At 34.5% G+C, this 22,807-nt stretch carries 17 protein-coding genes, 2 tRNA genes and 2 rRNA genes (1 of these 21 running past the window's edge); 17 read left to right on the top strand and 4 right to left on the bottom strand.

What is annotated here, in order from left to right:
* From bsdE14_RS07350 to bsdE14_RS07325, 6 genes are all read left to right on the top strand, one after another.
* Positions 1-2,352, top strand: a 23S ribosomal RNA gene (locus tag bsdE14_RS07350); it begins 556 nt to the left of the window's first position.
* Between the two features lie 118 nt (positions 2,353-2,470).
* Positions 2,471-2,587: ribosomal RNA gene (rrf, locus tag bsdE14_RS07345) — 5S ribosomal RNA — on the top strand.
* Positions 2,588-2,596: 9 nt separating this feature from the next.
* Positions 2,597-2,672: transfer RNA gene (locus tag bsdE14_RS07340), tRNA-Phe, on the top strand.
* A gap of 22 nt (positions 2,673-2,694) precedes the next feature.
* Positions 2,695-2,768 (top strand) — tRNA-Cys (locus bsdE14_RS07335).
* A 162-nt stretch (positions 2,769-2,930) separates the two neighbouring features.
* Entirely contained in the window at positions 2,931-3,635 is a 705-nt protein-coding gene (locus bsdE14_RS07330) for an XRE family transcriptional regulator (protein WP_264849282.1), read from the top strand.
* A gap of 66 nt (positions 3,636-3,701) precedes the next feature.
* On the top strand, positions 3,702-4,796 hold the full coding sequence (locus bsdE14_RS07325; protein ID WP_264849281.1) for a SpoIID/LytB domain-containing protein: 1,095 nt from the start codon (positions 3,702-3,704) through the stop codon (positions 4,794-4,796).
* A gap of 46 nt (positions 4,797-4,842) precedes the next feature.
* On the opposite strand, the gene bsdE14_RS07320 is transcribed toward bsdE14_RS07325, so the two are convergent.
* Positions 4,843-6,624, bottom strand: a complete 1,782-nt coding sequence (locus bsdE14_RS07320; RefSeq protein WP_264849280.1) for a SpoIID/LytB domain-containing protein — start codon at positions 6,622-6,624, stop codon at positions 4,843-4,845.
* A gap of 314 nt (positions 6,625-6,938) precedes the next feature.
* On the opposite strand from bsdE14_RS07320, the gene bsdE14_RS07315 reads away from it, so the two are divergent.
* Positions 6,939-8,741: a heme NO-binding domain-containing protein gene (locus tag bsdE14_RS07315; RefSeq protein ID WP_264849279.1), complete on the top strand. Its 1,803-nt coding sequence runs from the start codon at positions 6,939-6,941 to the stop codon at positions 8,739-8,741.
* A gap of 42 nt (positions 8,742-8,783) precedes the next feature.
* Here bsdE14_RS07315 and bsdE14_RS07310 read toward each other — a convergent pair whose 3' ends face one another.
* Positions 8,784-9,683: a radical SAM protein gene (locus tag bsdE14_RS07310; RefSeq protein ID WP_264849278.1), complete on the bottom strand. Its 900-nt coding sequence runs from the start codon at positions 9,681-9,683 to the stop codon at positions 8,784-8,786.
* A gap of 101 nt (positions 9,684-9,784) precedes the next feature.
* Positions 9,785-10,837, bottom strand: coding sequence for a YkvI family membrane protein (locus tag bsdE14_RS07305; RefSeq protein ID WP_264849277.1), 1,053 nt, complete (start codon positions 10,835-10,837; stop codon positions 9,785-9,787).
* 189 nt (positions 10,838-11,026) lie between these two features.
* Between bsdE14_RS07305 and bsdE14_RS07300 the strand changes: the two genes are divergently transcribed.
* The 10 genes from bsdE14_RS07300 to bsdE14_RS07255 all read left to right on the top strand — a co-directional run bounded on the left by bsdE14_RS07300 (position 11,027) and on the right by bsdE14_RS07255 (position 21,488).
* Entirely contained in the window at positions 11,027-12,148 is a 1,122-nt protein-coding gene (locus bsdE14_RS07300; RefSeq protein ID WP_264849276.1) for a hypothetical protein, read from the top strand.
* Positions 12,149-12,268: 120 nt separating this feature from the next.
* On the top strand, positions 12,269-13,201 hold the full coding sequence (gene mnmL / locus bsdE14_RS07295; RefSeq protein ID WP_435382603.1) for a tRNA modification radical SAM protein MnmL/YtqA: 933 nt from the start codon (positions 12,269-12,271) through the stop codon (positions 13,199-13,201).
* A gap of 86 nt (positions 13,202-13,287) precedes the next feature.
* Positions 13,288-14,397 carry an ABC transporter ATP-binding protein gene (locus tag bsdE14_RS07290; protein WP_264849275.1) on the top strand — a complete coding sequence of 370 codons (1,110 nt, stop codon included), beginning with the start codon at positions 13,288-13,290 and terminating at the stop codon, positions 14,395-14,397.
* 34 nt (positions 14,398-14,431) lie between these two features.
* Complete coding sequence (locus bsdE14_RS07285) at positions 14,432-15,379, top strand: PucR family transcriptional regulator (protein ID WP_264849274.1); 948 nt, start codon at positions 14,432-14,434, stop codon at positions 15,377-15,379.
* A 75-nt stretch (positions 15,380-15,454) separates the two neighbouring features.
* Positions 15,455-16,465 (top strand): LacI family DNA-binding transcriptional regulator, encoded by a 1,011-nt coding sequence (locus tag bsdE14_RS07280; RefSeq protein WP_264849273.1) that lies wholly within the window; start codon positions 15,455-15,457, stop codon positions 16,463-16,465.
* Between the two features lie 147 nt (positions 16,466-16,612).
* Positions 16,613-18,088 carry a spore germination protein gene (locus bsdE14_RS07275; protein WP_264849272.1) on the top strand — a complete coding sequence of 492 codons (1,476 nt, stop codon included), beginning with the start codon at positions 16,613-16,615 and terminating at the stop codon, positions 18,086-18,088.
* A gap of 31 nt (positions 18,089-18,119) precedes the next feature.
* The gene (locus bsdE14_RS07270) at positions 18,120-19,262 is read left to right on the top strand and encodes a Ger(x)C family spore germination protein (RefSeq protein ID WP_264849271.1); all 1,143 of its coding nucleotides are present in this window, start codon (positions 18,120-18,122) and stop codon (positions 19,260-19,262) included.
* A gap of 3 nt (positions 19,263-19,265) precedes the next feature.
* Entirely contained in the window at positions 19,266-19,487 is a 222-nt protein-coding gene (locus tag bsdE14_RS07265) for a hypothetical protein (protein WP_264849270.1), read from the top strand.
* 10 nt (positions 19,488-19,497) lie between these two features.
* A complete protein-coding gene (locus bsdE14_RS07260) occupies positions 19,498-20,592 on the top strand; it encodes a GerAB/ArcD/ProY family transporter (RefSeq protein ID WP_264849269.1) in 1,095 nt (364 codons plus the stop codon).
* Between the two features lie 191 nt (positions 20,593-20,783).
* Positions 20,784-21,488, top strand: a complete 705-nt coding sequence (locus tag bsdE14_RS07255; RefSeq protein WP_264849268.1) for a 2-phosphosulfolactate phosphatase family protein — start codon at positions 20,784-20,786, stop codon at positions 21,486-21,488.
* Between the two features lie 36 nt (positions 21,489-21,524).
* Here bsdE14_RS07255 and bsdE14_RS07250 read toward each other — a convergent pair whose 3' ends face one another.
* Positions 21,525-22,700 (bottom strand): class I SAM-dependent rRNA methyltransferase, encoded by a 1,176-nt coding sequence (locus bsdE14_RS07250; RefSeq protein ID WP_264849267.1) that lies wholly within the window; start codon positions 22,698-22,700, stop codon positions 21,525-21,527.
* Positions 22,701-22,807: the final 107 nt, after the last annotated feature.

Below are 22,807 nucleotides of genomic sequence, written 5' to 3'. Positions count from 1 at the left end.
GCTTACAAACAGTCGAAGGGCGTTAATGCCTAACGGCGTGCTTTTTGTAGAACGAGCCAGCGAGTTACGATGTGCAGCAAGGTTAAGTACTTAAGGTACGGAGCCGAAGGGAAACCGAGTCTGAATAGGGCATTTAGTTGCATGTCGTAGACCCGAAACCGGGTGACCTATCCATGGACAGGTTGAAGCGGAAGTAAAATTCCGTGGAGGACCGAACCACGTTGGTGTTGAAAAACCATGGGATGAGCTGTGGATAGCGGAGAAATTCCAATCGAACTCGGAGATAGCTGGTTCTCCTCGAAATAGCTTTAGGGCTAGCGTCGGGTAAAATAAGTAATGGAGGTAGAGCACTGAATGGGCTAGGGGGCATTGCGCTTACTGAACTCTATCAAACTCCGAATGCCATATACTTGTACCCCGGCAGTCAGACTGCGAGTGATAAGATCCGTAGTCAAAAGGGAAACAGCCCAGATCATCAGCTAAGGTCCCAAAGTGTAAGTTAAGTGGAAAAGGATGTGGGATTTCTAAGACAACTAGGATGTTGGCTTAGAAGCAGCCACTCATTCAAAGAGTGCGTAATAGCTCACTAGTCGAGAGATCCTGCGCCGAAGATGTCCGGGGCTAAAACTTACCACCGAAGCTATGGATGTACCGTAAGGTACGTGGTAGAGGAGCTTCCTGTATGGGCAGAAGTCATACCGAAAGGAATGGTGGACTGTACAGGAGTGAGTATGCTGGCATAAGTAGCGAGAAATGAGTGAGAATCTCATTGGTCGAAAACCTAAGGTTTCCTGAGGAAGGCTCGTCCGCTCAGGGTTAGTCGGGACCTAAGCCGAGGCCGAAAGGCGTAGGTGATGGACAATCGGTTGATATTCCGATACCAGAAGTGGCGTTATTAGAGATGGAGTGACACAGTAGGATAGGATGTGCACACTGTTGGATTAGTGTGTCTAAGCATTTAGGTTTGCAGATAGGCAAATCCGTCTGCAGTAACTGAGGTGTGATGGGGAGCGAAATTTAAGTAGCGAAGTATCTGATTCCACACTGTCAAGAAAAGCTTCTATCGAGGTAACTTCTGCCCGTACCGCAAACCGACACAGGTAGGTGAGGAGAGAATCCTAAGACCAGCGGAAGAATTGTTGTTAAGGAACTCGGCAAATTGACCCCGTAACTTCGGGAGAAGGGGTGCCTACGCAAGTAGGTCGCAGAGAATAGGCCCAAGCAACTGTTTAGCAAAAACACAGGTCTCTGCTAAAGCGAAAGCTGATGTATAGGGGCTGACGCCTGCCCGGTGCTGGAAGGTTAAGGGGACTAGTTAGCGCAAGCGAAGCTATGAACTTAAGCCCCAGTAAACGGCGGCCGTAACTATAACGGTCCTAAGGTAGCGAAATTCCTTGTCAGGTAAGTTCTGACCCGCACGAATGGCGTAATGACTTGGGCACTGTCTCAACAACAAATCCGGCGAAATTGTATTGCGAGTGAAGATGCTCGCTACCCGCGATTGGACGGAAAGACCCCGTAGAGCTTTACTGTAGCTTAGCATTGAATTTCGGTATTGTCTGTACAGGATAGGTGGGAGACTGAGAAGTAGGGGCGTCAGCTCCTATGGAGTCACCCTTGGGATACCACCCTGACAGTACTGAAGTTCTAACCACAGTCCATGAAACTGGTCGTGGGACATTGTTAGGTGGGCAGTTTGACTGGGGCGGTCGCCTCCTAAAATGTAACGGAGGCGTCCAAAGGTTCCCTCAGAGCAGTTGGAAATTGCTCGTAGAGTGCAAAGGCAGAAGGGAGCCTGACTGCGACACCCACAAGTGGAGCAGGGACGAAAGTCGGGCTTAGTGATCCGGTGGTACCTCGTGGGAGGGCCATCGCTCAACGGATAAAAGCTACCTCGGGGATAACAGGCTGATCTCCCCCAAGAGTCCACATCGACGGGGAGGTTTGGCACCTCGATGTCGGCTCGTCGCATCCTGGGGCTGAAGTAGGTCCCAAGGGTTGGGCTGTTCGCCCATTAAAGCGGCACGCGAGCTGGGTTCAGAACGTCGTGAGACAGTTCGGTCCCTATCCGTCGCGGGCGTAGGAAATTTGAGAGGAGCTGTCCTTAGTACGAGAGGACCGGGATGGACTGACCTCTGGTGTACCAGTTGTTCCGCCAGGAGCACGGCTGGGTAGCTATGTCGGGACGGGATAAACGCTGAAAGCATCTAAGCGTGAAGCCCACCTCAAGATAAGATTTCCCATAGCGTAAGCTAGTAAGACCCCTTGAAGAACACAAGGTTGATAGGTCAGGGGTGTAAGCGCAGTAATGTGTTTAGCTGACTGATACTAATAGGTCGAGGGCTTGACCAAATATTCTTAATCTGTTCAGTCTTGAGAGAATAATTTCTCTTAAAGGAAACTCGCTCAACAGAGTTGAGGAGTACTGATTAGTTAGCAAAATCGAAGATTTTGACAAATCATGCATGTATCTGGTGGTAATGGCAAGAAGGTAACACCCGTTCCCATTCCGAACACGAAGGTTAAGCTTCTTAGCGCCGATGGTACTGCAGGGGAGGCCCTGTGGAAGAGTAGGACGCTGCCAGGTTATAAATGTGGCCAGTTAGCTCAGTCGGTAGAGCAGAGGACTGAAAATCCTCGTGTCCCTGGTTCGATTCCTGGATTGGCCACCATATTTAATTTTATAGCATCTATGGCGCTATAGCCAAGTGGTAAGGCAGAGGTCTGCAAAACCTTTATCCCCAGTTCAAATCTGGGTGGCGCCTCCATAGAGAAACGTCCTTGAATAAGGACGTTTTTTATTTTATAATTAATTATACTTACAGATATACAGGCATAATAATTGATACTGTTATGCAGCAAAAGGAAAATAGGAAGTGCAATGATTAATAGTCATTTCACAACCCGAAAGGAAGGCAGGAGAGTTTGAGATGAATAGAGTGGGAGAAAAAGTAAAAAAGGTAAGAATAGATTTAGGTATGAGCCAAAAACAATTGGCTAAAAAATTAGGAGTTGCTGAGAGCTTTGTTAATGAAGTAGAGCAGGGTAGAAGAATAATAAATGAAGCTTTAATAGATAAAATATCAAAGGTCTTTGGAAAAGATTTAAATGATATAACAATGTCATTGGAGGAAGAGGTTTATATAGAAGATAAAGCAATGAGGCAGACTAAAGGATATGAGGCTCCTTCAAAGCTTAGTTCTTCTGCAAACAAAAATACAGCAGAAGTAAAGGATATATGGAATGATGCCTTTGGTTCAGTACTAAAGACTGTTTCTGTATATAAATATAATTTGAAGGATGTTGTAGGAAAGAAACAATTGCCAATAGTATCAAATAAAGTTGAAGGATATGCTCAAGATAAAGTACTGTATGTTGAAATAGAAAATGATGATATGATGGGCTTTAGAATAGCTAAAGGGGATACTGCGTTTGGTCATATTGTGCATGAAGCCGAAAATAATTCTATATGTTTAATTGAATATAATGGAGAAAGAGTTATTAGACAAATAAAAAAGCTTGATTCAAGCAAAGTTCTACTTGTAAGTAACAGAGGAAGTCTTAGAACGGAAACAGCATATATAAAAGATGTAACCCCTCTAGTTAGGTTAGATAGGCTTGAAATAAAGCTGTAAGTAAGGAACTCTTTTATTTAATGCTTCATATTTATATAGGGAATTAATTATTAGGATGTGTATTTTATGCATGAAGGAAGACTTAGAGTTCGTGTTATTAACGCCAAAAACTCTAAACCTATAAGTAATGCTAAGGTTATAATTAAGAACCATGAAGCAGAAGGAAAAATAAAATACTTTGCTCCTATGTCAAGGGAGTATTCAGCTGTAACAAACAATTTAGGATATACAAAAATATTTGAATTAGAGATTGCTGCGCATGAGTTTCAGAAAAATATTGATGAAAATAGACCTTTTATTGTAAGTGATGTATGGGTAAAGGCATATGGATTTAAGGATTGTATAGTAAGCGGAGTTGAGATTTTTCCAGGGATAATATCTATAGAAACCTGTAAGTTAAATCCTTTAAACAGTAAAGAAGGTAATATAGATGTTATAAATATACTGCCCAATGCTGTCTTTGAAAGATACCCTCCTAAAATACCAGAGCTAGCTGAAAAGATTAATGATGAAGAATTTAAAAAGATATATATTTCAAGTATGACGGTAATGCCCAGTAGCCTAGTGGTTCATGATGGTATGCCAGAGGACAATACTGCTTCAGATTATACTATAGAATTAAAGGAATATATAAAAAATGTTGCAAGCAGCACAATGAATCCGACTTGGAGTGAAAACTCCTTGAGAGCCGGTGTATTGAGTATAATGTCCTTCACATTAAATCGAATCTACACTCAGCACTATAGGAAAAAGGGAAGAAATTATGATATAACAAGTTCTACTGCTTATGACCAATTATTTTCATACAGTAGGAATGTATATCTTAATATTAGTGAAATAGTTAATGAACTTTATCCTAGATATATAGTAAAATCAGGGCATATTGCACCGCTTTTTATTGAATGCTGTGATGGTATAAGAAATAAGTATCCGGGATGGTTCTCTTATTGGGTAAGTAATGTTCTAGCGCAACAGGGAATGTCTACTAAAAACATTTTAAAAGCACTGATAGGTGAAGATATAGAAATTATTAACTTTAGTAAAATATATAGTGAAATAGAAACTAAAGCAGAAAGTAGGTATAGAAGTTTTGTTCCTCCTATGCCTCCTAATATTGGTAAGGGCATAAGACCAAAAGTTTCTTATCCTGATGATGTGTAATGGATAAAAAAATCCTAGAGTAAAATAAAACTCTAGGATTTTTATTTTAATATAGTTTATCTAGCTTAACACCTTTGTAGAAGGTATTAAGTATATCAGTATACTTTGTTCCCTTTTTAGAGAGTTCGATTGCACCATATTGACTCATGCCAACCCCATGACCATAGCCACCGCCATATATAGTGAATTTATCATTACTTTTTTCTACTGAGAAAAAAGAGGATGGTAAAAAAGTAACATTAGTCAATTGATCACCTTTGTGTCTATACAAAGTAGTGGCTTCATTACTATATTCAGAATTGCATTTTAAAATGCTTCTAATGCTGGAATCTCCTTTAACGTATAATTCTGCATTACTAAAGATAAATGATACCTCTAGTGCATTTCCACCTTCACTTCTCTTTGTGATTTTTACCTCTTTTAACTCCTTTAATTCTATAGGCTCACTTAATTCCTTAGAATTTTGCTTTATTGTTATAAAGTCTTTTTTCTTGCTATAAATAGTTTTTAATGATTTATTTATAGTATTTGTTATGCCTTGATTTGAAAATTCTACTCTCCATCTAAAATAAGGATAGTTGCTATCCAGGGCAGCAACATTATTATCCTTATAATATTTTAACCAACCAGCCTCAGTGTTGGGCAGTTCTTTTTTAGGGGTAAGGTAATTGTTAGTCACAAGATAAGGTCTATCTTCACTACTTCCATCAGCATTAAACCATATATCGTTATAATTTACCCCAGTTCCACTTGAGGTAGAGTAATATTTAGCATCAATTGGTGAACCTTTATAAGTTAATATTTGTCCTTTTGTAGCATTTACAGCTTGATCAGACAAGGTTTGGGTAGCGATGTTATTATAAACTTGGCTTTGGGTGCTGTCATCTACATAAAAACCAAGTTTTGAGAATCTGTTAAGGAGCATGTCAGAAATAGCATAAGTTCGAGCAGCTACAGCCTGACATTTAAGTGCTTCTATACCACCAGATAGAGGCATCTCAGAAGGTACTACCTTTCTTAGATATTCCTCTAAATCAACCTCATTTATCATACATATTGACTGCGATATATTGGTAAATTCCAGAGTGCCGCTATAGGTAGGAATGAAGGATGGTATCCCCCTAACTATATTTTCTACTTTTAAGGAATCTCCACTTAGATAAACCCTATTGCTGTAGGAGTTAGTCTTATTGTTCACTGTCACATTAAGCTTGCTTTCACTTGGCTCAATTACAACAAGCGAATCTTTAGGCAAGTCTATGGAAAAATTATCTCTTTTACTATAAAGCTTAGCAGGAGCTTCACATTTTATTTCCGTTTTCTTATGATAGAAGGATGAAAAATTTGTAGTAGAAATGGCAACTCTCATTTTTGAAAAATCCATAGGATATATTAAAAATGTCTTTAGTTCACCCTTGGAGTTTTTAACATACTTAACATTACTTTTACCAACAATAACATCCTTAGCAGCTGCAGGATTTATAGAATTAGACGCATCTATCTTATAAAAATTAGCCTTTGCTGACAAAGAAGCTTTGCCTGACTTTTCTAAATCATAAGTGCTTGCTTCTTTAGTCATAATCCTTTCTGTTAGAGGAGTAAGGCATTTAAAACTGTATGCTTTAATTAAATTGTATTTGAAATCTAATACAGACAACTTAGGGAAGTCAGAAGCGCCTCTGAATTTTTTCAGCTTTCCATCTACATAAATTGTTGAATAGGTTGAATCAGAGTTTACTAAAACCCCCTGCTCTACACTTCTAGGAAAGAAGACATAGGTAAGAATTAATATTAGGATTGCACCTATTAATATTAAGTTTCGTTTCATGGTATACCTCCGTATAACTCTAAAGTACATAACTATTTTTTACATTTTGAAATAACACTCTTGTATAATTATAGTTGTTAGATATTAATTTAATTCTTCAAATAGAAAAAAATGAGAACCTAAATATCTATTATAATTATATCACCAATTATTTAGTAAAATAACAAGGATATAAATTAAATCTACTTAACAATTAATAATAATTGTTGTATAATAAGGAATATATGCGAAATGTGTTAGAAAATAAGATTTTACAAATATAAATGTCAAATGTTGTATTTTAGGAAATGTTAGTAATTAGAGGGGGTTAACCAATGAAAGGTACTGTTGTAGCTACGTGGATGAAGACGTGCAGAAAACTATATGGAAACAGTGTAGTAGATTCAGCTATGGAATCAGGGGGGTGGAATAGTGAAAAGATATTCACTCCAATTGAAAATGTTGATGATGAGAAAATAAAAAGAGTTATTGAGACAATTGCAAAAAATCAAAGTATGGATGTTAAGGATTTATGGAGAAGTATAGGAAATAATAATATAAAATCTTTCCATGAAGATTATCCAGCATTCTTCGACCATGAGAATCTTTATTCTTTTTTAAGGTCTATGTATGATGTGCATATTGTAATGACTCAAAGGTTTCCAGGAGCTGTTCCACCATTAGTTGTAGTTGAGCCTATTTCATCAAAAGAGGCTATTTTCACTTATAAATCTAAACGCGGAATGTTTGATTACTTTTTAGGTATGTTAGATGGAAGCTGTGAGGCTTTCAATGAAAAAGTAGGTATTTCAGAAGTTGAGAGGACTAGTGATACTTTAAAATTAAAGCTTATTTTTGAAAAGGACATATACTATAAGAAGACTTATAAAATTAATAAGCTGCTTTCCTTAGGTTTTATTAAAAGCTTTGGACTTAAGATAGCAGTATTCACCTTTATCATTTCATTTATTGGAATGATAGCACTATCAGGTGGATTTAGTAACATTATAAAATCAGTGATTGGTGCTATAATACCTGCTTTGGCTGCTTATTTTGCTTCTAGTATGCTTGTAAGACCAAAGGCAATAATAGAAGATAGCATATCAAAACTTGGGACAAGCAATTATGTTGAAAATGGAGAGATTGTTACTGGTGATTTCTTTGAGGATATTTTTAAAGCTTTAAATGATTATAAAAAAACAATAAGAGCAGATTTTGTTGGTTTCAAGGGCGTAACAGATGAGATGGGTACATTTACATCAAAAATAGATGTAATATCAGAAACCATGAATCATACCTCTGAAGATATTTCAGGAGTTGTTGAACAATTAGCTGACTGTGCAATAAGCCAAGCTGAAGATACAGAAAGAGCAGCATCTATACTGCATGATAATATAAAAGCTCTAAGAGAGATAGTAAGCAATGAAAATACAAATAAGAATGAACTTGAAAAAGCTATTGATAAAATAAACAATAGTTATGATAATATTGAAGGAACTAGCAAAAATATCTTAAATACTCTTGAGAAGTTCCAGCAGGTTAAAAATAAAGGAAATCAGCTTCAGGATAAGGCTAAAGACATTACTAATATAGTTTCTATAGTTTCTGGAATATCAGAGCAAACCAATTTACTTGCTCTAAATGCGTCCATTGAGGCAGCTAGAGCAGGAGAGGCTGGAAGAGGTTTTTCTGTAGTTGCAGAGGAAGTTAGAAAATTGGCAGAGCAATCTAAAAGTGCAGTAGAAGAGATTAATGCAAACTTAGCTCAATTTGTTAATGATATCAAAGAGCTTGTTAATAAGATTGATGATCAGTATGATGTACTTCAAGGTGAGACAAGTAATCTAGAAAATGTGAGAAACATTAGCTACGAAGCTACTACTTCAGTAAGAATAGTTGCTGAGTCTACAATTAAAACCATAAATGAACTTAACAAAGAAACTAATTCAATATCAGAAATAAATGATACTATAGAATCCCTTGCTGCACTAGCAGAAGAGAATTCGGCTTCATCTGAAGAAGTTAGTGCAAGTGTTTCAAATTATACTAATGAGCTTAAAAAGCTAATTGATAACATTCATGAATTTAAGAATATCACTGAGAACTTTAAAAAGGACCTTAACAAGTATAAGATATAGACAAAAGCACTGATATGGCCTTGGCCTTATCAGTGCTTTTACTTATACACCACTTAAATCAAAATCGGGGATAAAGCTTTCCGATACTGTGCCCCCTTCTTGTATAAAAGCATTTTTTACACCTAATGAAAGGCAGTAGTCAATTAAGCTATCATAGTGACCTTGATTTAAGGGCTTATTTATTTCTGGATAATTTTCTAGATTGTTCACTGGAGTATATTGATTCATAAGACTAATATAGACCTTATCTCCAAAGATTTCATAGATATAATCAATTACCTTTTTGGAATCAAATAGGAGACCAGGTAGCATTAAGTGGCGAATAATTACACCCCTTTTCATAATGCCGTCCTCACCTATAATTGTTTCATTTATTTGAGAGACCATTTCTTCAATTGCCTTTGAAGCTACTTTAAAATAGTTTGGAGCATTTGAATATTTTATGGCATATTTATCGTTAAAGTACTTTAAATCAGGCATATATATATCAATATATCCCTTAAGTGCTTGAATAGTTTCTAAATTCTCATATCCATTGCTATTATACGCAATAGGAAGAATAAGACCGTTTTTCCTTGCAAGCTTTATTGCTTCAATGATTTGAGGAACGAAGTGAGTAGGGGTTACTAGGTTTATGTTATGTGCACCTCTACCTTGCTGTTCTAGAAATATTTCACTTAATCTTTCAATGGATATTTCTTTTCCTATACCTTCATGACTTATACAGTGATTTTGACAAAAAACACATTTCAAGTTGCACTCTGAGAAAAATACTGTACCCGAACCAGCAGTTCCAGAAATGCAAGGCTCTTCCCACTTGTGAAGAGATACTCTGGCTACTTTGACTGCTGAGCCAGATTTACAAAAACCTAAATTTCCTTCTAGTCTATTTATAGAACAATTCCTTGGACATAATCTACATTCTTCAAGTAGCTTAAGCATAATGACCTCCTTGTATTCCTTATATAAAAATAAAATCCTAACTAATTATACAATTAATCAGGATTTAGAACAAATTAAAATATGGAATACTTTATATTAGATTATTTCCTATTTTTTATGAAGAATATTATGCATTGAACCATAAATATCAAACTAATAAAGCCAAAGAAAGGATACAATATGCTTATTAAATTAACAAAACCTATTTGAGAAATTGGTATTGCTATAGCCATAATGATTACTACTGATTTTTTATATGAAATATTAAAAATTTGCTGCATAGTTTTTCCAACACTATATATATCAGAAACTTCTGTAGAGAACATTTCAAGCCAAATAATACATAACAGCATTATTTGGATGGCGGTTCCAAAGCGGTTAGCTATATATAGCAGTGGTATCTCATATTTTGATATGTAAGGAACATTTAATAGCAGCATGATATTAATCATCATAGTGAGTACGGTTAGTATAATGGCACCCAAAACTGCTCCAAAGGTTAAACTCTTTCTATTTCTAAATTCACTACTTAATGGTACAAGCACACCGCTGCAGCCCAATATATTAAAGCCACTGTAAAGAATACAAGAGAACAGCCAATTATTTTTGGTAGAAGGTATGTTCTTGAGAGTTGTAATGCTGACTATGTCTCTCGAGAAGAAAATATGAAGTATAAAAACAGTAACAATAACAATAATCAGTGAAGGTACGATAAAAGAATTCACTTCTATAAGACCTTTAGTATCTCTAAGTAAAATAAATAGAGAAATTACAACCATTAATATTATTCCTACCCATTTGGAAAAACCAAAATATTGATGTAAAAGAGAGCCGCTTCCAGCTAATATTATAGCAGCACCGCTTATTAAAAATAAACTTGTAATAGCATCAGTAACTTGTCCCAAAATTTTAGGACGTATTACTAAATTAATAAGTTCATTATAAGAATTTAATCTATGGCGTATGCTTAGGCTAATAATCATATAACTCATAATAATGTAAATTAAACAGCAAAGACAAATGCCATAAATACTTTTGTAGCCATATCTAGTGAAAAATTGATTAATTTCTTGCCCAGAAGCTAGTCCAGCTCCTACGATTGTTCCAACAAATACAAAGGTGATTTGTAGAGCTAATGTTACATTTCTTTTCAAGTTTAGTTCCCCCTAATTTAATTATGATTATCCTCTTATATAAATATATAAAAAAAAGAGAAAAATAATGTATCTACCTATTAAATTTTTATATTTTGGGAAACTATATATAGAGGTATCATTTGAGGTGAAATATAAAAATTAAAAGTTTTAGTACGTAGTATTTCCTACAGAGGAGGGAATTAGAGCATGAAAGGAAAAATGATTGCTAAAAGCCTTGCATATTTTCTACTGATTTTTATTTTTGTAGGTAGTTTTGCAGGCTGTAAAAAGCAAAAAACTGATGTATCAAAGGAAGAAAATATTTTTGATATTAAAATTGCAAGTAATTTAGTGGATGTATATATGAAAGCTCTAATGAAAGAAGATATTGAAGGGGCAAAGAAAATGTATAGCAAGGAGCTCCAAAAGAGTGAAAAAGAAACTAGCAGTAATGAGCTTAAAATAAAAGGCTACAGCATTGAAGAAACAAGCGAAATAGGTAAAACTGGACTTTTCAAAATGAAGGTAGCAAGGACCAGTCTAGATAAGCCAGCCGCAGTTTTAGATAATATGAGCTTAAAGATTATTAAGGAAGATCAGGAATATAAAATAGATGATATCAGAAATGAAACGGAAAAAGAGGCCTTTTATGAAAATGGAAGTATAAGAATTAGATCAAAAAATAACTTGAGTACAAATTTACTTGTAGATAGCTCAAGCCTTCCACAGTATGTGTTTTCAAAGGATGATAAAGCAAATATATATAAGCAAGTAGTGCCAAGAAATAAGTTTAGTGGTATAAATTTTGGATATCAAGGAGAAAAGGCTGCAATTATTACCTATGATAAGGATTCATATATAGGCATAGTTAAAATTGATGAGTCATTAGCCACCCAGGGTGGAGGCGGTGACCAAGGAGGAGGTGGCGGCGGAGATCAAGGGAAAGGCGATCAAAATAAGGGCGGTCAGGGGCAGATGGCCAGAGAAAAGCCCATAGGAAAAGAAATGGTAAATCTTGATCTTTTAAAGGATGCCAAAGTTGATTTTGTGACCTTCTCTATAGGAGAAAAGTTTGCTGTTGTTCAATATTCTAAGACTAATATGGGAAAATGCATAAGGGTTTATTCAAGTGACAGCGGTGAATTAGTACCTGTTAAATTTGAAGAAAAATATCCTTATGGAAAAGTGGAGATTACATTCTCGTCATTTGATAAAGAAGCACTTAATTATGAAGTAACAGCAAAAAATCCTTCAGATAAGAGTGTACAGGATGTAGTTGGAAAGTATCAGTTAAGTCTTAAGAAGGATTATAAGGTTAAAAAATTATGATAAATTACCTCAGTAAATAAAATAGACTTTTATTAATAGTAAATGTACAATTGTTATGGATAAATAATAATTGTACATTTTTATTTGAAAATACTCTTTGAAGGGATGATATATATTACTATGAAGTGGGGAGACAAAAGATATAACAGTTTAAATTATTTTTTAAGGGAAAAGTTTGGTGAGAAGGTATTTAAAATTTCATTAGATGCAGGCTTTTCTTGTCCTAATAGGGATGGTACTATAAGCAGCGGCGGATGTGTGTTTTGCAGTGAAAGAGGTTCTGGAGATTTTGCAGGCAATAGATGTTTTTCAATAACAAAGCAGTTTGAAGATATTAAAGAAATGATGAGTAAAAAGTGGAAGAGCGGAAAATATATAGCTTATTTTCAAGCTTACACAAACACTTATGCAGATATAAATACTTTAAGAGAAAAGTATGAGGAAGCCGCTTCACAGGAGGGAATTGTTGCTTTGGCAATTGCTACAAGACCTGACTGCCTAAGTGAAGAGGTGCTTAATTTAATTGAGGAGTTCAATGATAGAGTTTATACCTGGGTAGAACTTGGGCTTCAAACTGTACATGATAATACTGCAAAGCTAATAAATAGAGGATATTCTCTTGATGTGTTTGAGGAGGCTTTAGAGAACCTTAACAGAAGAGAAATTGATGTGGTAGTACACATAATCTTTGGATTGCCTGGTGAAACAGAAGAACAAATGCTTGAGACAGTAAAATATATCTCACATAAGAGGATAAAAGGAGTGAAGTTTCATCTTCTACATCTTTTGGAAAATACACCTCTAGAGATACTATATAATAAGGGAATGTTAAAGTTTTTAGAGCAGGAACAATATATAGATTTAATTTGCAGGAGTATAACCTTACTTCCTCCAGAAGTTGTAATACATAGACTTACAGGAGATGCGCCAAGAAATCTTCTTATTGGGCCTCTATGGAGTTTGAAAAAGTGGGAGGTATTAAATGCCATAGACAAGGAACTTAACGATAGAGATCTATATCAGGGTTTGTACTTTTATACAAATTCAATATAACACTTTTGGAGATTTTACGAATAGATTAAAGGACATACTGGTGCTAAAATGAATATATACTGATTGAGAAGTTAGGAGGAATATAAATGGCAGGTTTATCACTAAAAAATATATACAAGGTATACTCAGGAAATGTAACAGCAGTTAAGGACTTTAATCTAGAAATAGAGGATAAAGAGTTTATAGTATTCGTAGGTCCATCAGGATGCGGTAAGTCCACAACTTTAAGAATGATTGCAGGACTTGAAGAAATATCACAAGGTGAATTAAAAATTGGTGAAAAGGTTGTAAATGATGTAGCACCAAAGGATAGAGACATTGCAATGGTATTCCAAAACTATGCACTATATCCACACATGAGCGTATATGATAATATGGCATTTGGACTTAAGCTTAGAAAGCTTCCAAAGGCAGACATAGACAAGAAGGTTAAAGAAGCAGCTAAGATACTTGATATTGAGCACTTATTAGAAAGAAAGCCAAAGGCTCTTTCTGGAGGTCAAAGACAAAGAGTTGCTATGGGTAGAGCTATAGTTAGAGAGCCAAAGGTATTCTTAATGGACGAACCATTATCAAACCTTGATGCTAAGCTAAGAGTTCAAATGAGAACTGAGATAGCTAAGCTTCACCAAAAGCTTCAAACAACAATTATTTATGTTACACACGATCAAACAGAAGCTATGACTCTAGCTTCAAGAATAGTAGTTATGAAGGATGGAGTTATTCAACAAGTTGATACTCCACAAAAGATATATGAGCACCCAGCTAATATTTTCGTTGCAGGATTTATAGGAAGTCCTCAAATGAACTTTATCGATGCAAAGGTAGTTGAAAAGAGTGGAAACATTGCTTTAGTATTTGATGAAGATACAATAATTCTTCCAAAGGATAAAGCTGAAGAGTTAAAGAGCAAAGGATATGTAGGCAAAGAAGTTATAATGGGTATAAGACCGGAAAATATAACTGACAATGAAGAAGTTATAGCTGCAAATAAAGAGGCAGTAATTAAGGCTAAGGTTGAAGTTACTGAGCTTATGGGAGCAGAAACTTATATCTATCTTGCAAAAGGAAAGGCTAACATGACTGTTAGATTAAATGGTTCTTCTAAAGCTAAGGCTGGAGATGAATTTGTTATGGCTCTTGACACAAATAAGATACATGTATTTGACAAGGAGTCAGAACTTACTGTATTATAATTATGATTAGAGTAATTATAAGGAGGGTAAACTGATGTATAGCTTTGGAAGTTTTCTTCAAGACTTAAGTTCTAGCACTGGTATAAGATTTAATCTATTTGATGAAGACGGAAACTTAATTTATCGATACGATGCTTTGAACGACAACGATAAGCGCAGTCAGTACCCTATTAGCTTAGGAAACAGTAAAGCAATACTTGATATACAAAAAAAATATGAACCTTGTGTATCACTATTAAAGTATTCTATAGAAAACAAATACAGAGAAATTTTTTCAATGAGGGAAAAATCCCTCATTGAAATTTTAGAAGGCAAGGATATATCTCTGGATACAATAGCTAAGAATTTCCCAGCATTAAGTAAGGGAAGCACGTTGTTTTTAGTAAATGTGGATGGCAGCAGGTATGAAGCTTTAAGTATTATAAGAGAGCTTTATTCAGAGCAGGATATTATAAGCTTAGTATATGGAGATAATATTATTGTTATTGGTGCCTTTGATGAAGTTGAGGAGCACGCAGAGAGTATAAAGGATTCTATAGTATCTGACTTATATTGCAAATGTTATGTAAGCTACGGAAACGAAATTCATGATGTAATGAAAATCGGTAAGGCATATGAAGAAGCAAAGGAATGCTTATTACTTGGAAAGAAATTCGATATGAAGCAAGAAACCTTTAGCTATAACAAGATGCTTTTTGAGAAGATAGTTCATAATATAGATCACAGAGTAAAGCAGGAGCTTATTGACAAGTTCAGTAATAAATTTAATATGTTCGACAGTGAACTTATAAATACAATAGAAGAATTTGTGAATTGCGGTTTAAACATAAGTGATGCTGCAAGAAAGCTCTATGTTCATAGAAATACTTTGATATATAGGCTAGATAAAATATATAAAGAGACAGGCTTCGATATAAGAGATTTTAAAGAAGCTACAGTGTTTATAATTGCTTTTCTTGTATGGAAAGAGAGTAATAGATAAGGGGTAAACTTGGTTTACCTCTTATTAACATTTACAAAAGCTTTATTTAATTAAATTGTAAAAGAGGTTATATCCATGAAAATCACAATAAAAGAAGTAGCAAAGATGGCAGGGGTTTCACCATCCACCGTATCAAGAGTTATATCAGACAGTCCTAGGATAAGTGATGAAACTAAAAAAGAAGTTAGGGAGGCAATGGAAAAGTTAAAATATCATCCTAATGCCATTGCAAGAAGCCTTGTAAATAAAGCTACTAATACTGTTGGTATAGTAATGCCTCAGTCAGTAGAAAAGGCAATTCTAAATCCATTCTTTCCACAGGCCTTGAGCGGTATTTCCGCAGCAGCCCATGAACAAAATTATTGTATTTTACTATCTACAGGTAACACTGAAGAAGAACAGCTTGAGTCAGTAAGAAATATCGTTATGAGCGGAAGGGTTGACGGCGTTATCATAATGTATTCTTCTGTGGACAACTTGGTGTTGGAAGAAGTAAAAAGACTTGGAACTCCAGCAATTATAATAGGAAAACCACTTGATTCCAAGGAGACCATGTATGTTGATAATGACAATGTAGAGGCTGCTTTTAAGGTAACTGAAAGACTTATAAATAATGGACATAAAAGGATAGCCTTCTTTGGTGGTTACTTCAAGTTTATAGTTTCATTGGATAGATTAGATGGATATACAAGGGCTCTTAAAGAAAATAACATAGAGTTTGAAAAAAAATATATTGTTGAAATAGCAGATCTTTTAAAGGAAAATGCCTATGAGAGGATGAAGGAACTATTAAAGCTTGATAACAGACCTACAGCAGTAGTTGCTACAGACGACGTGCTTGCTTTTGGTGTCATGGATGCAATTAAGGAAGCTAAGCTTAAAATACCAGAAGATATAGAAATAATAAGCTTTAATAATGTACCCTATGATGAGTTTTACAGTCCAAGTTTGACTTCTGTGGATATAGATGCCTACAGCCTTGGATATGAATCTGCAAGGTTAATTATTGAGAATATGAAGGGGATTGCAGACGGCGATAAGGTTATTGTACCGACAAGAATTATAGATAGAGAATCTTCAAGATAGTTAAAACATAAAAAACTATATAATTATTAAAATCTCTAGAGTTCACTAATTGAGTGAATTCTAGAGATTTTTTTATTCAAAATTTAAGCATACATAGAATAAGAATAGGGGAAAATATATAAAAGATTTAATGATGGGGTTGTTATTATGGATAAAATGGCTAATATGAATTTTACTAATTCACTAAAACAAAATATTGATTTATTCAAAAAAATACTAAATAATAACGACACTATAGTTTATAGACAGATAGAAAATCGAAAGAACACAGATTTTAAATTTTGTGTTATTTTTTCGGATGCTATGGTAGATAAGGATATTGTCCATGAGGCTATTATTGAACCTCTAGTTAGTGTAACTATAAGTGAAAATTTAAATTATAGCGATACAAATGATTATATTTTAAAGAGTATAATAACATCTCATGATGCTGAGAAAACAAAGAATTTAGAAAAAATAATGGCTTCAATAATGTATGGAGATACTGTACTTTTAACTGAAAATGTAAGCGAAGCTATAATAATTAGTACAAAAGGCTTTAAAACACGGGGGATAAGCGAACCTGATACAGAAATCACTTTAAAGGGACCCAAAGAGTCATTTAATGAAAGTCTTATGGTTAATGTGTCCCTTTTAAGCAAGAGAGTGAAAAATCCCAAACTAAAGTTTCTTTTTAGAGAATTAGGAATTCAGACAAAAACAAAAATTTGTGTGTCTTATATGGAAGGAGTAGCATCACCAAAAATTTTAAAAGAGCTTATGAAAAGGCTTGATAAATTTGACCAAAACCAGCTGCTATATTCAGAAGAAATTGAAGAGTATATTAAGGATTGTCCTTTATCCATATTTAAAACTATAAATAATTCTGAAAGGCCGGATGTAGTAACAGGAAAGCTACTAGAGGGAGGCTTTGCAATTTTAGCAGATGGAACGCCCTATGCATTAATGCTGCCCTTTATATTTATGGAATATTTTCAATCAGCAGATGATTACTGTACAAATTATGTGTTTGCAACTATTAGCAGAGTTATAAGGTTTTTGGCCTTCTTTCTAGGACTATCCACACCAGCTCTGTATAATGCTGTAACTACTTTTCATCAAGAATTGATTCCGACTAGGCTAATACTTAGTATATCAGCTGCTAGACAAGGAGTCCCATTCCCCACAGTGGTTGAGGCATTAATAATGCTTACAGGTTTTGACATGCTGAGGGAGGCCGGAACGAGACTGCCTAAGCCAGTGGGGCAAACAGTAAGTATTGTAGGAGCACTAGTACTTGGGGAAGCAGCTGTTAACGCTAGGCTAATAAGTGCTCCTATGGTAATAGTTTCTGCAGTTACGGGCATATGCTCTTTAATGATACCAAAGCTGCTTACACCATTTATCGTTTTAAGATTATTATTCTTGGTTGCTTCATCTTTTTTGGGGTTATATGGATACATGTATTGTATAATAGGACTTTTTCTATATTTAGCTTCAATGAGGTCTTTTGGCATACCATATACTCTCTATACTGGGGCAGTTAAATTGCATGATATAGAGGATACATCAATTAGGGCTCCATGGTGGACTATGAATAATAGACCGAAGCTATTTACAAAAAATAGATTTAAAAAAGCATGATAACAGTGGAAAGGAGTAGATGTATTAAAAAATGAAAAAAACATTATGTATTATGCTGGTTTTTTTTAATATATTTATTCTTTCTGGATGCTGGAATTATAGAGAAATCGATAGGCTTGCTATAATAGGTGGCCTAGCTATAGATAAGGACGATATAGAAAATAAATATAAAATTACAGTGGAAGTATATGGTACTGAAACAGGTAAAGGGAGTGAGGGCAGTATAAAATCTGAACTTTATGAGAGTGAGGGTAATTCTATATTTGATGCGATAAGGAACTTAATTATTGTAACAGGAAGAAAAGCATATTGGGCTCATTGTAAGGTGGTAATAATAAACGGCGCAATTGCTGAAAAGGATATTTCTCCAATGCTGGATTGGCTATACAGAGATGCGGAGCTTAGGCGCGATGTTAAAATTTTATTATCATTAAAGGATAAAGCAGAAGATATTTTAAAAACTGATCCTGCCCTTGAAAATACAGTATCTTACCATCTATATGCGATGCTGGAGGCTCAAAGTGGAGTAAATAAGTTTCCTAATGTTGAGTTATGGGAGGTAGTTGATCATATAAACACAGAGAATAAGTCTATGCTTGTACCAACGGTTGAAGTTGAAAAGGATAAGAATAGAAAGATTGCTTCTATCAAAGGTAGCGGCATTTTAAAGAATGGTAAACTTATAGGTATGCTTTCTCCAGAGGAAACTAATTACGCATTATGGCTCCAAGGTAAAATAAAAAACGGAATTTTTGTAATAATGCATAATGAAAAGAAGGATTGTTATACTACCTATGAAACATTTGGATTTAAAAGAAGAGTGCAGGTTTCAAATAATAAAGGATTGTCAATTAAAGTTAATATAAAATGCGATGTAGGTATAGCAGAAATAACAAGTGGCATTGATTTTAAGGAAAAAAGAAATTATCTTGCTGACAAAGCTCAAAATGTAATGAAGGATAGGTTAACAATGGTATTAAAAAAAATGCAAGGTCAATATAATAGCGATGTATTTGAATTGGGACAAAAGGTAAAAATTAAGGATAAAAAGCTTTGGAGGAATATGAAAGGCAGTTGGGATGAAGAATTTGCAAATGTGCCTGTAGAAGTAAAGGTTGATGTAAAAATAAGAGGTAGTGCAACAGTCTCAAAACCTGTCAAAGGGGGAGAATAGCCTATGAATGCATTTTTTATAGTACTAGGATTTTTGGTGGTATGGGGAGTTGAAGTGATTCCAATAATAAAGGAAAAAGATATGAGAAAGGTTACTTGTTATAGTGCATTAATATTATTAAGTTTATCTTTGAGTTTAATGATATTATTTAGCAACAAAGAAACTAGTATAGCAGCGGTAATTGAAGAAGCAATGAAAGCTGTAGTTAAATATATGAAAATTTGAGGGGAAAGGTATGAGAAAAGAAGTTGTATCTAATAAGCAGGGTATATCAATTGTTGCTCTATTCATTTGGGGAAGTACTCTAATAATTGGCACAGCAGGACCAGCCAAAAAGGATGCATGGTTTGCCGTTTTACTTGCTTCTTTAGCAGCATATCCAGTGATGCTTATGTATTCTAAAATTTTATCTAGCTTTATGGGAAAAAATATATTTGAAATTAACAATTTAGTATTTGGCAATATATTAGGTAAAATTATAAATGTACTGTATACTTGGTTTGCTTTTCATTTAGGAGCATTAGTAATTAATAATTTTATGCAATTCATAAGTACAGTAGGTTTGCCAGATACACCTAAACTTCCACCAATATTATTTTTTACAATTCTCTGCATCTGGGGAGTAAAAGAAGGAATTGAAGTATTAGGAAGATGGTCAGAACTATTTATCATATTTCTAATTATGATGCTGTGCACTACACTTCCTTTATCATTAACAGAGGCCAATCTTGATAGAATAAGACCATTCTTATACGAGGGAATAAAGCCAGTAATTAGTGGTGCTATTTTAGCTTTTTCCTTTCCCTTTGCAGAGACTGTAGTGTTTACTATGGCATTTTGTGGGTTTAAAAATAAAAATTCACCACAAAAGATCTTCTCCTATTCGCTTCTATTGACTACATTTTTTCTTATATTAATAGCAGTTAGAAATGCAATTACCACAGGAGAAAGAACCCTCAGCATGAACTACTTTCCATCATATATGGTTATCTCAAGGATAAATGTTGGGGAGTTTATCCAGAGAATAGAAACTGCAGCCACAGTAAGCTTTTTAATTGCAGGCTTTATAAAGGTAAGTATTTGCTTGTTAGCGGCATGTAAGGGAGTGGCTGATATTTTAAATTATAATGAATACAGGTTCTTAGTTACACCAGTTGGACTCAGTATGATGAGCACTTCGTTCATAGTATATGAGAGTATGCTGGAAACTAGTAAATGGGTTGTAGATGTATATCCATACTATGCTATAATATTCGAATTAATACTTCCAATTATCACTTTTATTGCAATGAAAATAAGAAAGTCTCAATTAAGTTTTTCAAAGACATAAAAAGTTTGCAATGTCTAATAATACTAGTGTTGCAAACTTTTTTGTATACATTTTTATTTGCAAAATCTTTATTTGTTGCAAATTATGTAGAAATTAGTGATAAAATAATTATGAAGCTTATTAAGAATACATGAGACAGAAAGATTAATAATCTTTCTGCACAGGATAAGGAATACAGGAGGGTATTATATATGAAAGTAGATATTATTATTTCAGCAGATGATATTAAAAGTGAAAAAGTCAAAGATAAGCTGGTAGTTGTTATAGACATGCTAAGAGCCACATCAGTTATAACTACTGCAGTAAGCAATGGTTGTGAAAAGGTAATACCTGTACTTACTGTAGAGGAAGCAAAAGAAATTGCTAGTAGGGATAGGAGTAGTTTTTTACTTGGTGGAGAAAGAGGAGCTTTAAAAATAGAAGGCTTTGATTATTCAAATTCACCTTTGGATTATACCAGTGAGGTAGTAAAGGGAAAGACTCTTATTATGACAACTAGCAATGGTACTAGAGCAATAAAAGGGAGTTTGGGAGCAAAGCATATACTTATAGGGGCTATGATTAATGCAGAAGCTGTTGCTAAAAAGCTCTTAGAATATAAGGATGATGTGGTTATTGTTAATGCAGGAACCTATGGACAGTTCTCTATAGATGACTTTTTATGCAGTGGTTATATTATAGACTGCCTAAAGAGGCATACAGAGGTTGAACTAACTGATATAGCAACTACAGCTCATTATATTTATAGTCAGCATGAAGATATATACAGCTTTATTAAATTTGCTAGTCACTATAACAGAATTCAAGAGCTTGGACTTCAAGAAGATTTAAACTACTGCTGTAAAAAGGATATTACTAAAGTAGTTCCTGAATATGCAGAAGGAGTAATTAAGTAATTTCGTATTTGAAATTACTTAATTACTCCTATTTTTTTAAACTACTTGGAATATTAAAAACTTTAAATAGTAGGATTCATCAGATGTCCAAAGTATTGGGTGGTCAGCAGCTTGAGTTCTAAATTCCACCTGTCTTAGGCACCTTCTAGCATCTCTTGCAGCATCAGCAATAGTTTCCTTAAATAGCTCTTCATTCATAAAGTGAGAACAGGAGCAGGTAACAAAAAAGCCACCTTTTTTAACCATTTTTATGCCTCTAAGATTGATCTCCTTATAACCCCTGACAGCATTATTTATAGTACCTCTTGATTTTGTAAAAGCAGGAGGGTCAAGGATAACAACATCAAACTTTCTACCTTCTCTAGCCCAAGCAGGAAGTACATCGAAGGCATTGTGGCATTCAAATTTTACTCTATCCTCAATTCCGTTTAACTGCGCATTTTTGGTAGCAAACTCTACTGCATGTTCTGATATATCTATACCAAGTACGCTTTTAGCACCGGCTATACCTGCATTTAAAGCAAAGGAACCAGTATGGGTAAAGCAGTCCAGCACATCAGCATCTTTACAAATTTTATGTATAGCAGCTCTATTTTCTTTTTGGTCTAAGAAAAAGCCTGTCTTTTGACCATTTTCAATATCTACGTAGTATTTAACTCCATTTTCTACTATTTGCACCATAGTGTCAAAAGGTTCAGTTAAAAAACCTTTAGTTTGCTCCATACCTTCGAGTTCTCTTACAGGTACATCGCTTCTTTCATATATTCCTTTTGCACCAAATTCTTCTTGAAGCAGTTTAACTATTATAGGCTTATATTTATCAATCCCTAGGGCTAAGGATTGAATAACATAATAATCCTCGAATTTATCTATTATAAGGCCTGGCAGAAAATCAGCCTCTCCAAAAACAAATCTGCAGCTAGAAGTATCAATAACCTTTTTTCTATATTCCCAGGCATCTCTTAATCTTTTTCTAAAAAAGTCTTCATCTATTTCTTCGTCAATATCCCTAGTCATCATTCTAATAGCTATTTTAGAGGCATCATTAATGTAGCCTTTTCCAATAAAGCTTCCCTTAAAGTTATAAACTTCAACTATGTCACCATTTTCATATTCACCGTCATAGTTCTCTATTTCTGTAGTGTAAATCCAGGGGTGACCGCTTTCTGCTTTTTTTCCTTTTCCTTTATATAAATAAAACTTACAAGCCATTAATAAAATTCCTCCTTATTTATCCGCCAAAAGTTTGATTGTTATTTAGGGATGATTAATTTGACCTGAATCACATATAAAAGCCCTATTATAACTTTTAACTTTTC

This window comes from Clostridium omnivorum (assembly GCF_026012015.1).
GTDB lineage: Bacteria > Bacillota > Clostridia > Clostridiales > Clostridiaceae > Clostridium_AX > Clostridium_AX omnivorum.
This window is presented reverse-complemented; position numbering and strand designations above follow the sequence as displayed.

Coding starts and splice junctions, on each gene's coding strand:
- bsdE14_RS07330 (WP_264849282.1), top strand. CDS start 2,931: ATGAATAGAGTGGGAGAAAAAGTAAAAAAGGTAAGAATAGATTTAGGT.
- bsdE14_RS07325 (WP_264849281.1), top strand. CDS start 3,702: ATGCATGAAGGAAGACTTAGAGTTCGTGTTATTAACGCCAAAAACTCT.
- bsdE14_RS07320 (WP_264849280.1), bottom strand. CDS start 6,624: ATGAAACGAAACTTAATATTAATAGGTGCAATCCTAATATTAATTCTT.
- bsdE14_RS07315 (WP_264849279.1), top strand. CDS start 6,939: ATGAAAGGTACTGTTGTAGCTACGTGGATGAAGACGTGCAGAAAACTA.
- bsdE14_RS07310 (WP_264849278.1), bottom strand. CDS start 9,683: ATGCTTAAGCTACTTGAAGAATGTAGATTATGTCCAAGGAATTGTTCT.
- bsdE14_RS07300 (WP_264849276.1), top strand. CDS start 11,027: ATGAAAGGAAAAATGATTGCTAAAAGCCTTGCATATTTTCTACTGATT.
- mnmL (WP_435382603.1), top strand. CDS start 12,269: ATGAAGTGGGGAGACAAAAGATATAACAGTTTAAATTATTTTTTAAGG.
- bsdE14_RS07290 (WP_264849275.1), top strand. CDS start 13,288: ATGGCAGGTTTATCACTAAAAAATATATACAAGGTATACTCAGGAAAT.
- bsdE14_RS07285 (WP_264849274.1), top strand. CDS start 14,432: ATGTATAGCTTTGGAAGTTTTCTTCAAGACTTAAGTTCTAGCACTGGT.
- bsdE14_RS07280 (WP_264849273.1), top strand. CDS start 15,455: ATGAAAATCACAATAAAAGAAGTAGCAAAGATGGCAGGGGTTTCACCA.
- bsdE14_RS07275 (WP_264849272.1), top strand. CDS start 16,613: ATGGATAAAATGGCTAATATGAATTTTACTAATTCACTAAAACAAAAT.
- bsdE14_RS07270 (WP_264849271.1), top strand. CDS start 18,120: ATGAAAAAAACATTATGTATTATGCTGGTTTTTTTTAATATATTTATT.
- bsdE14_RS07265 (WP_264849270.1), top strand. CDS start 19,266: ATGAATGCATTTTTTATAGTACTAGGATTTTTGGTGGTATGGGGAGTT.
- bsdE14_RS07260 (WP_264849269.1), top strand. CDS start 19,498: ATGAGAAAAGAAGTTGTATCTAATAAGCAGGGTATATCAATTGTTGCT.
- bsdE14_RS07255 (WP_264849268.1), top strand. CDS start 20,784: ATGAAAGTAGATATTATTATTTCAGCAGATGATATTAAAAGTGAAAAA.
- bsdE14_RS07250 (WP_264849267.1), bottom strand. CDS start 22,700: ATGGCTTGTAAGTTTTATTTATATAAAGGAAAAGGAAAAAAAGCAGAA.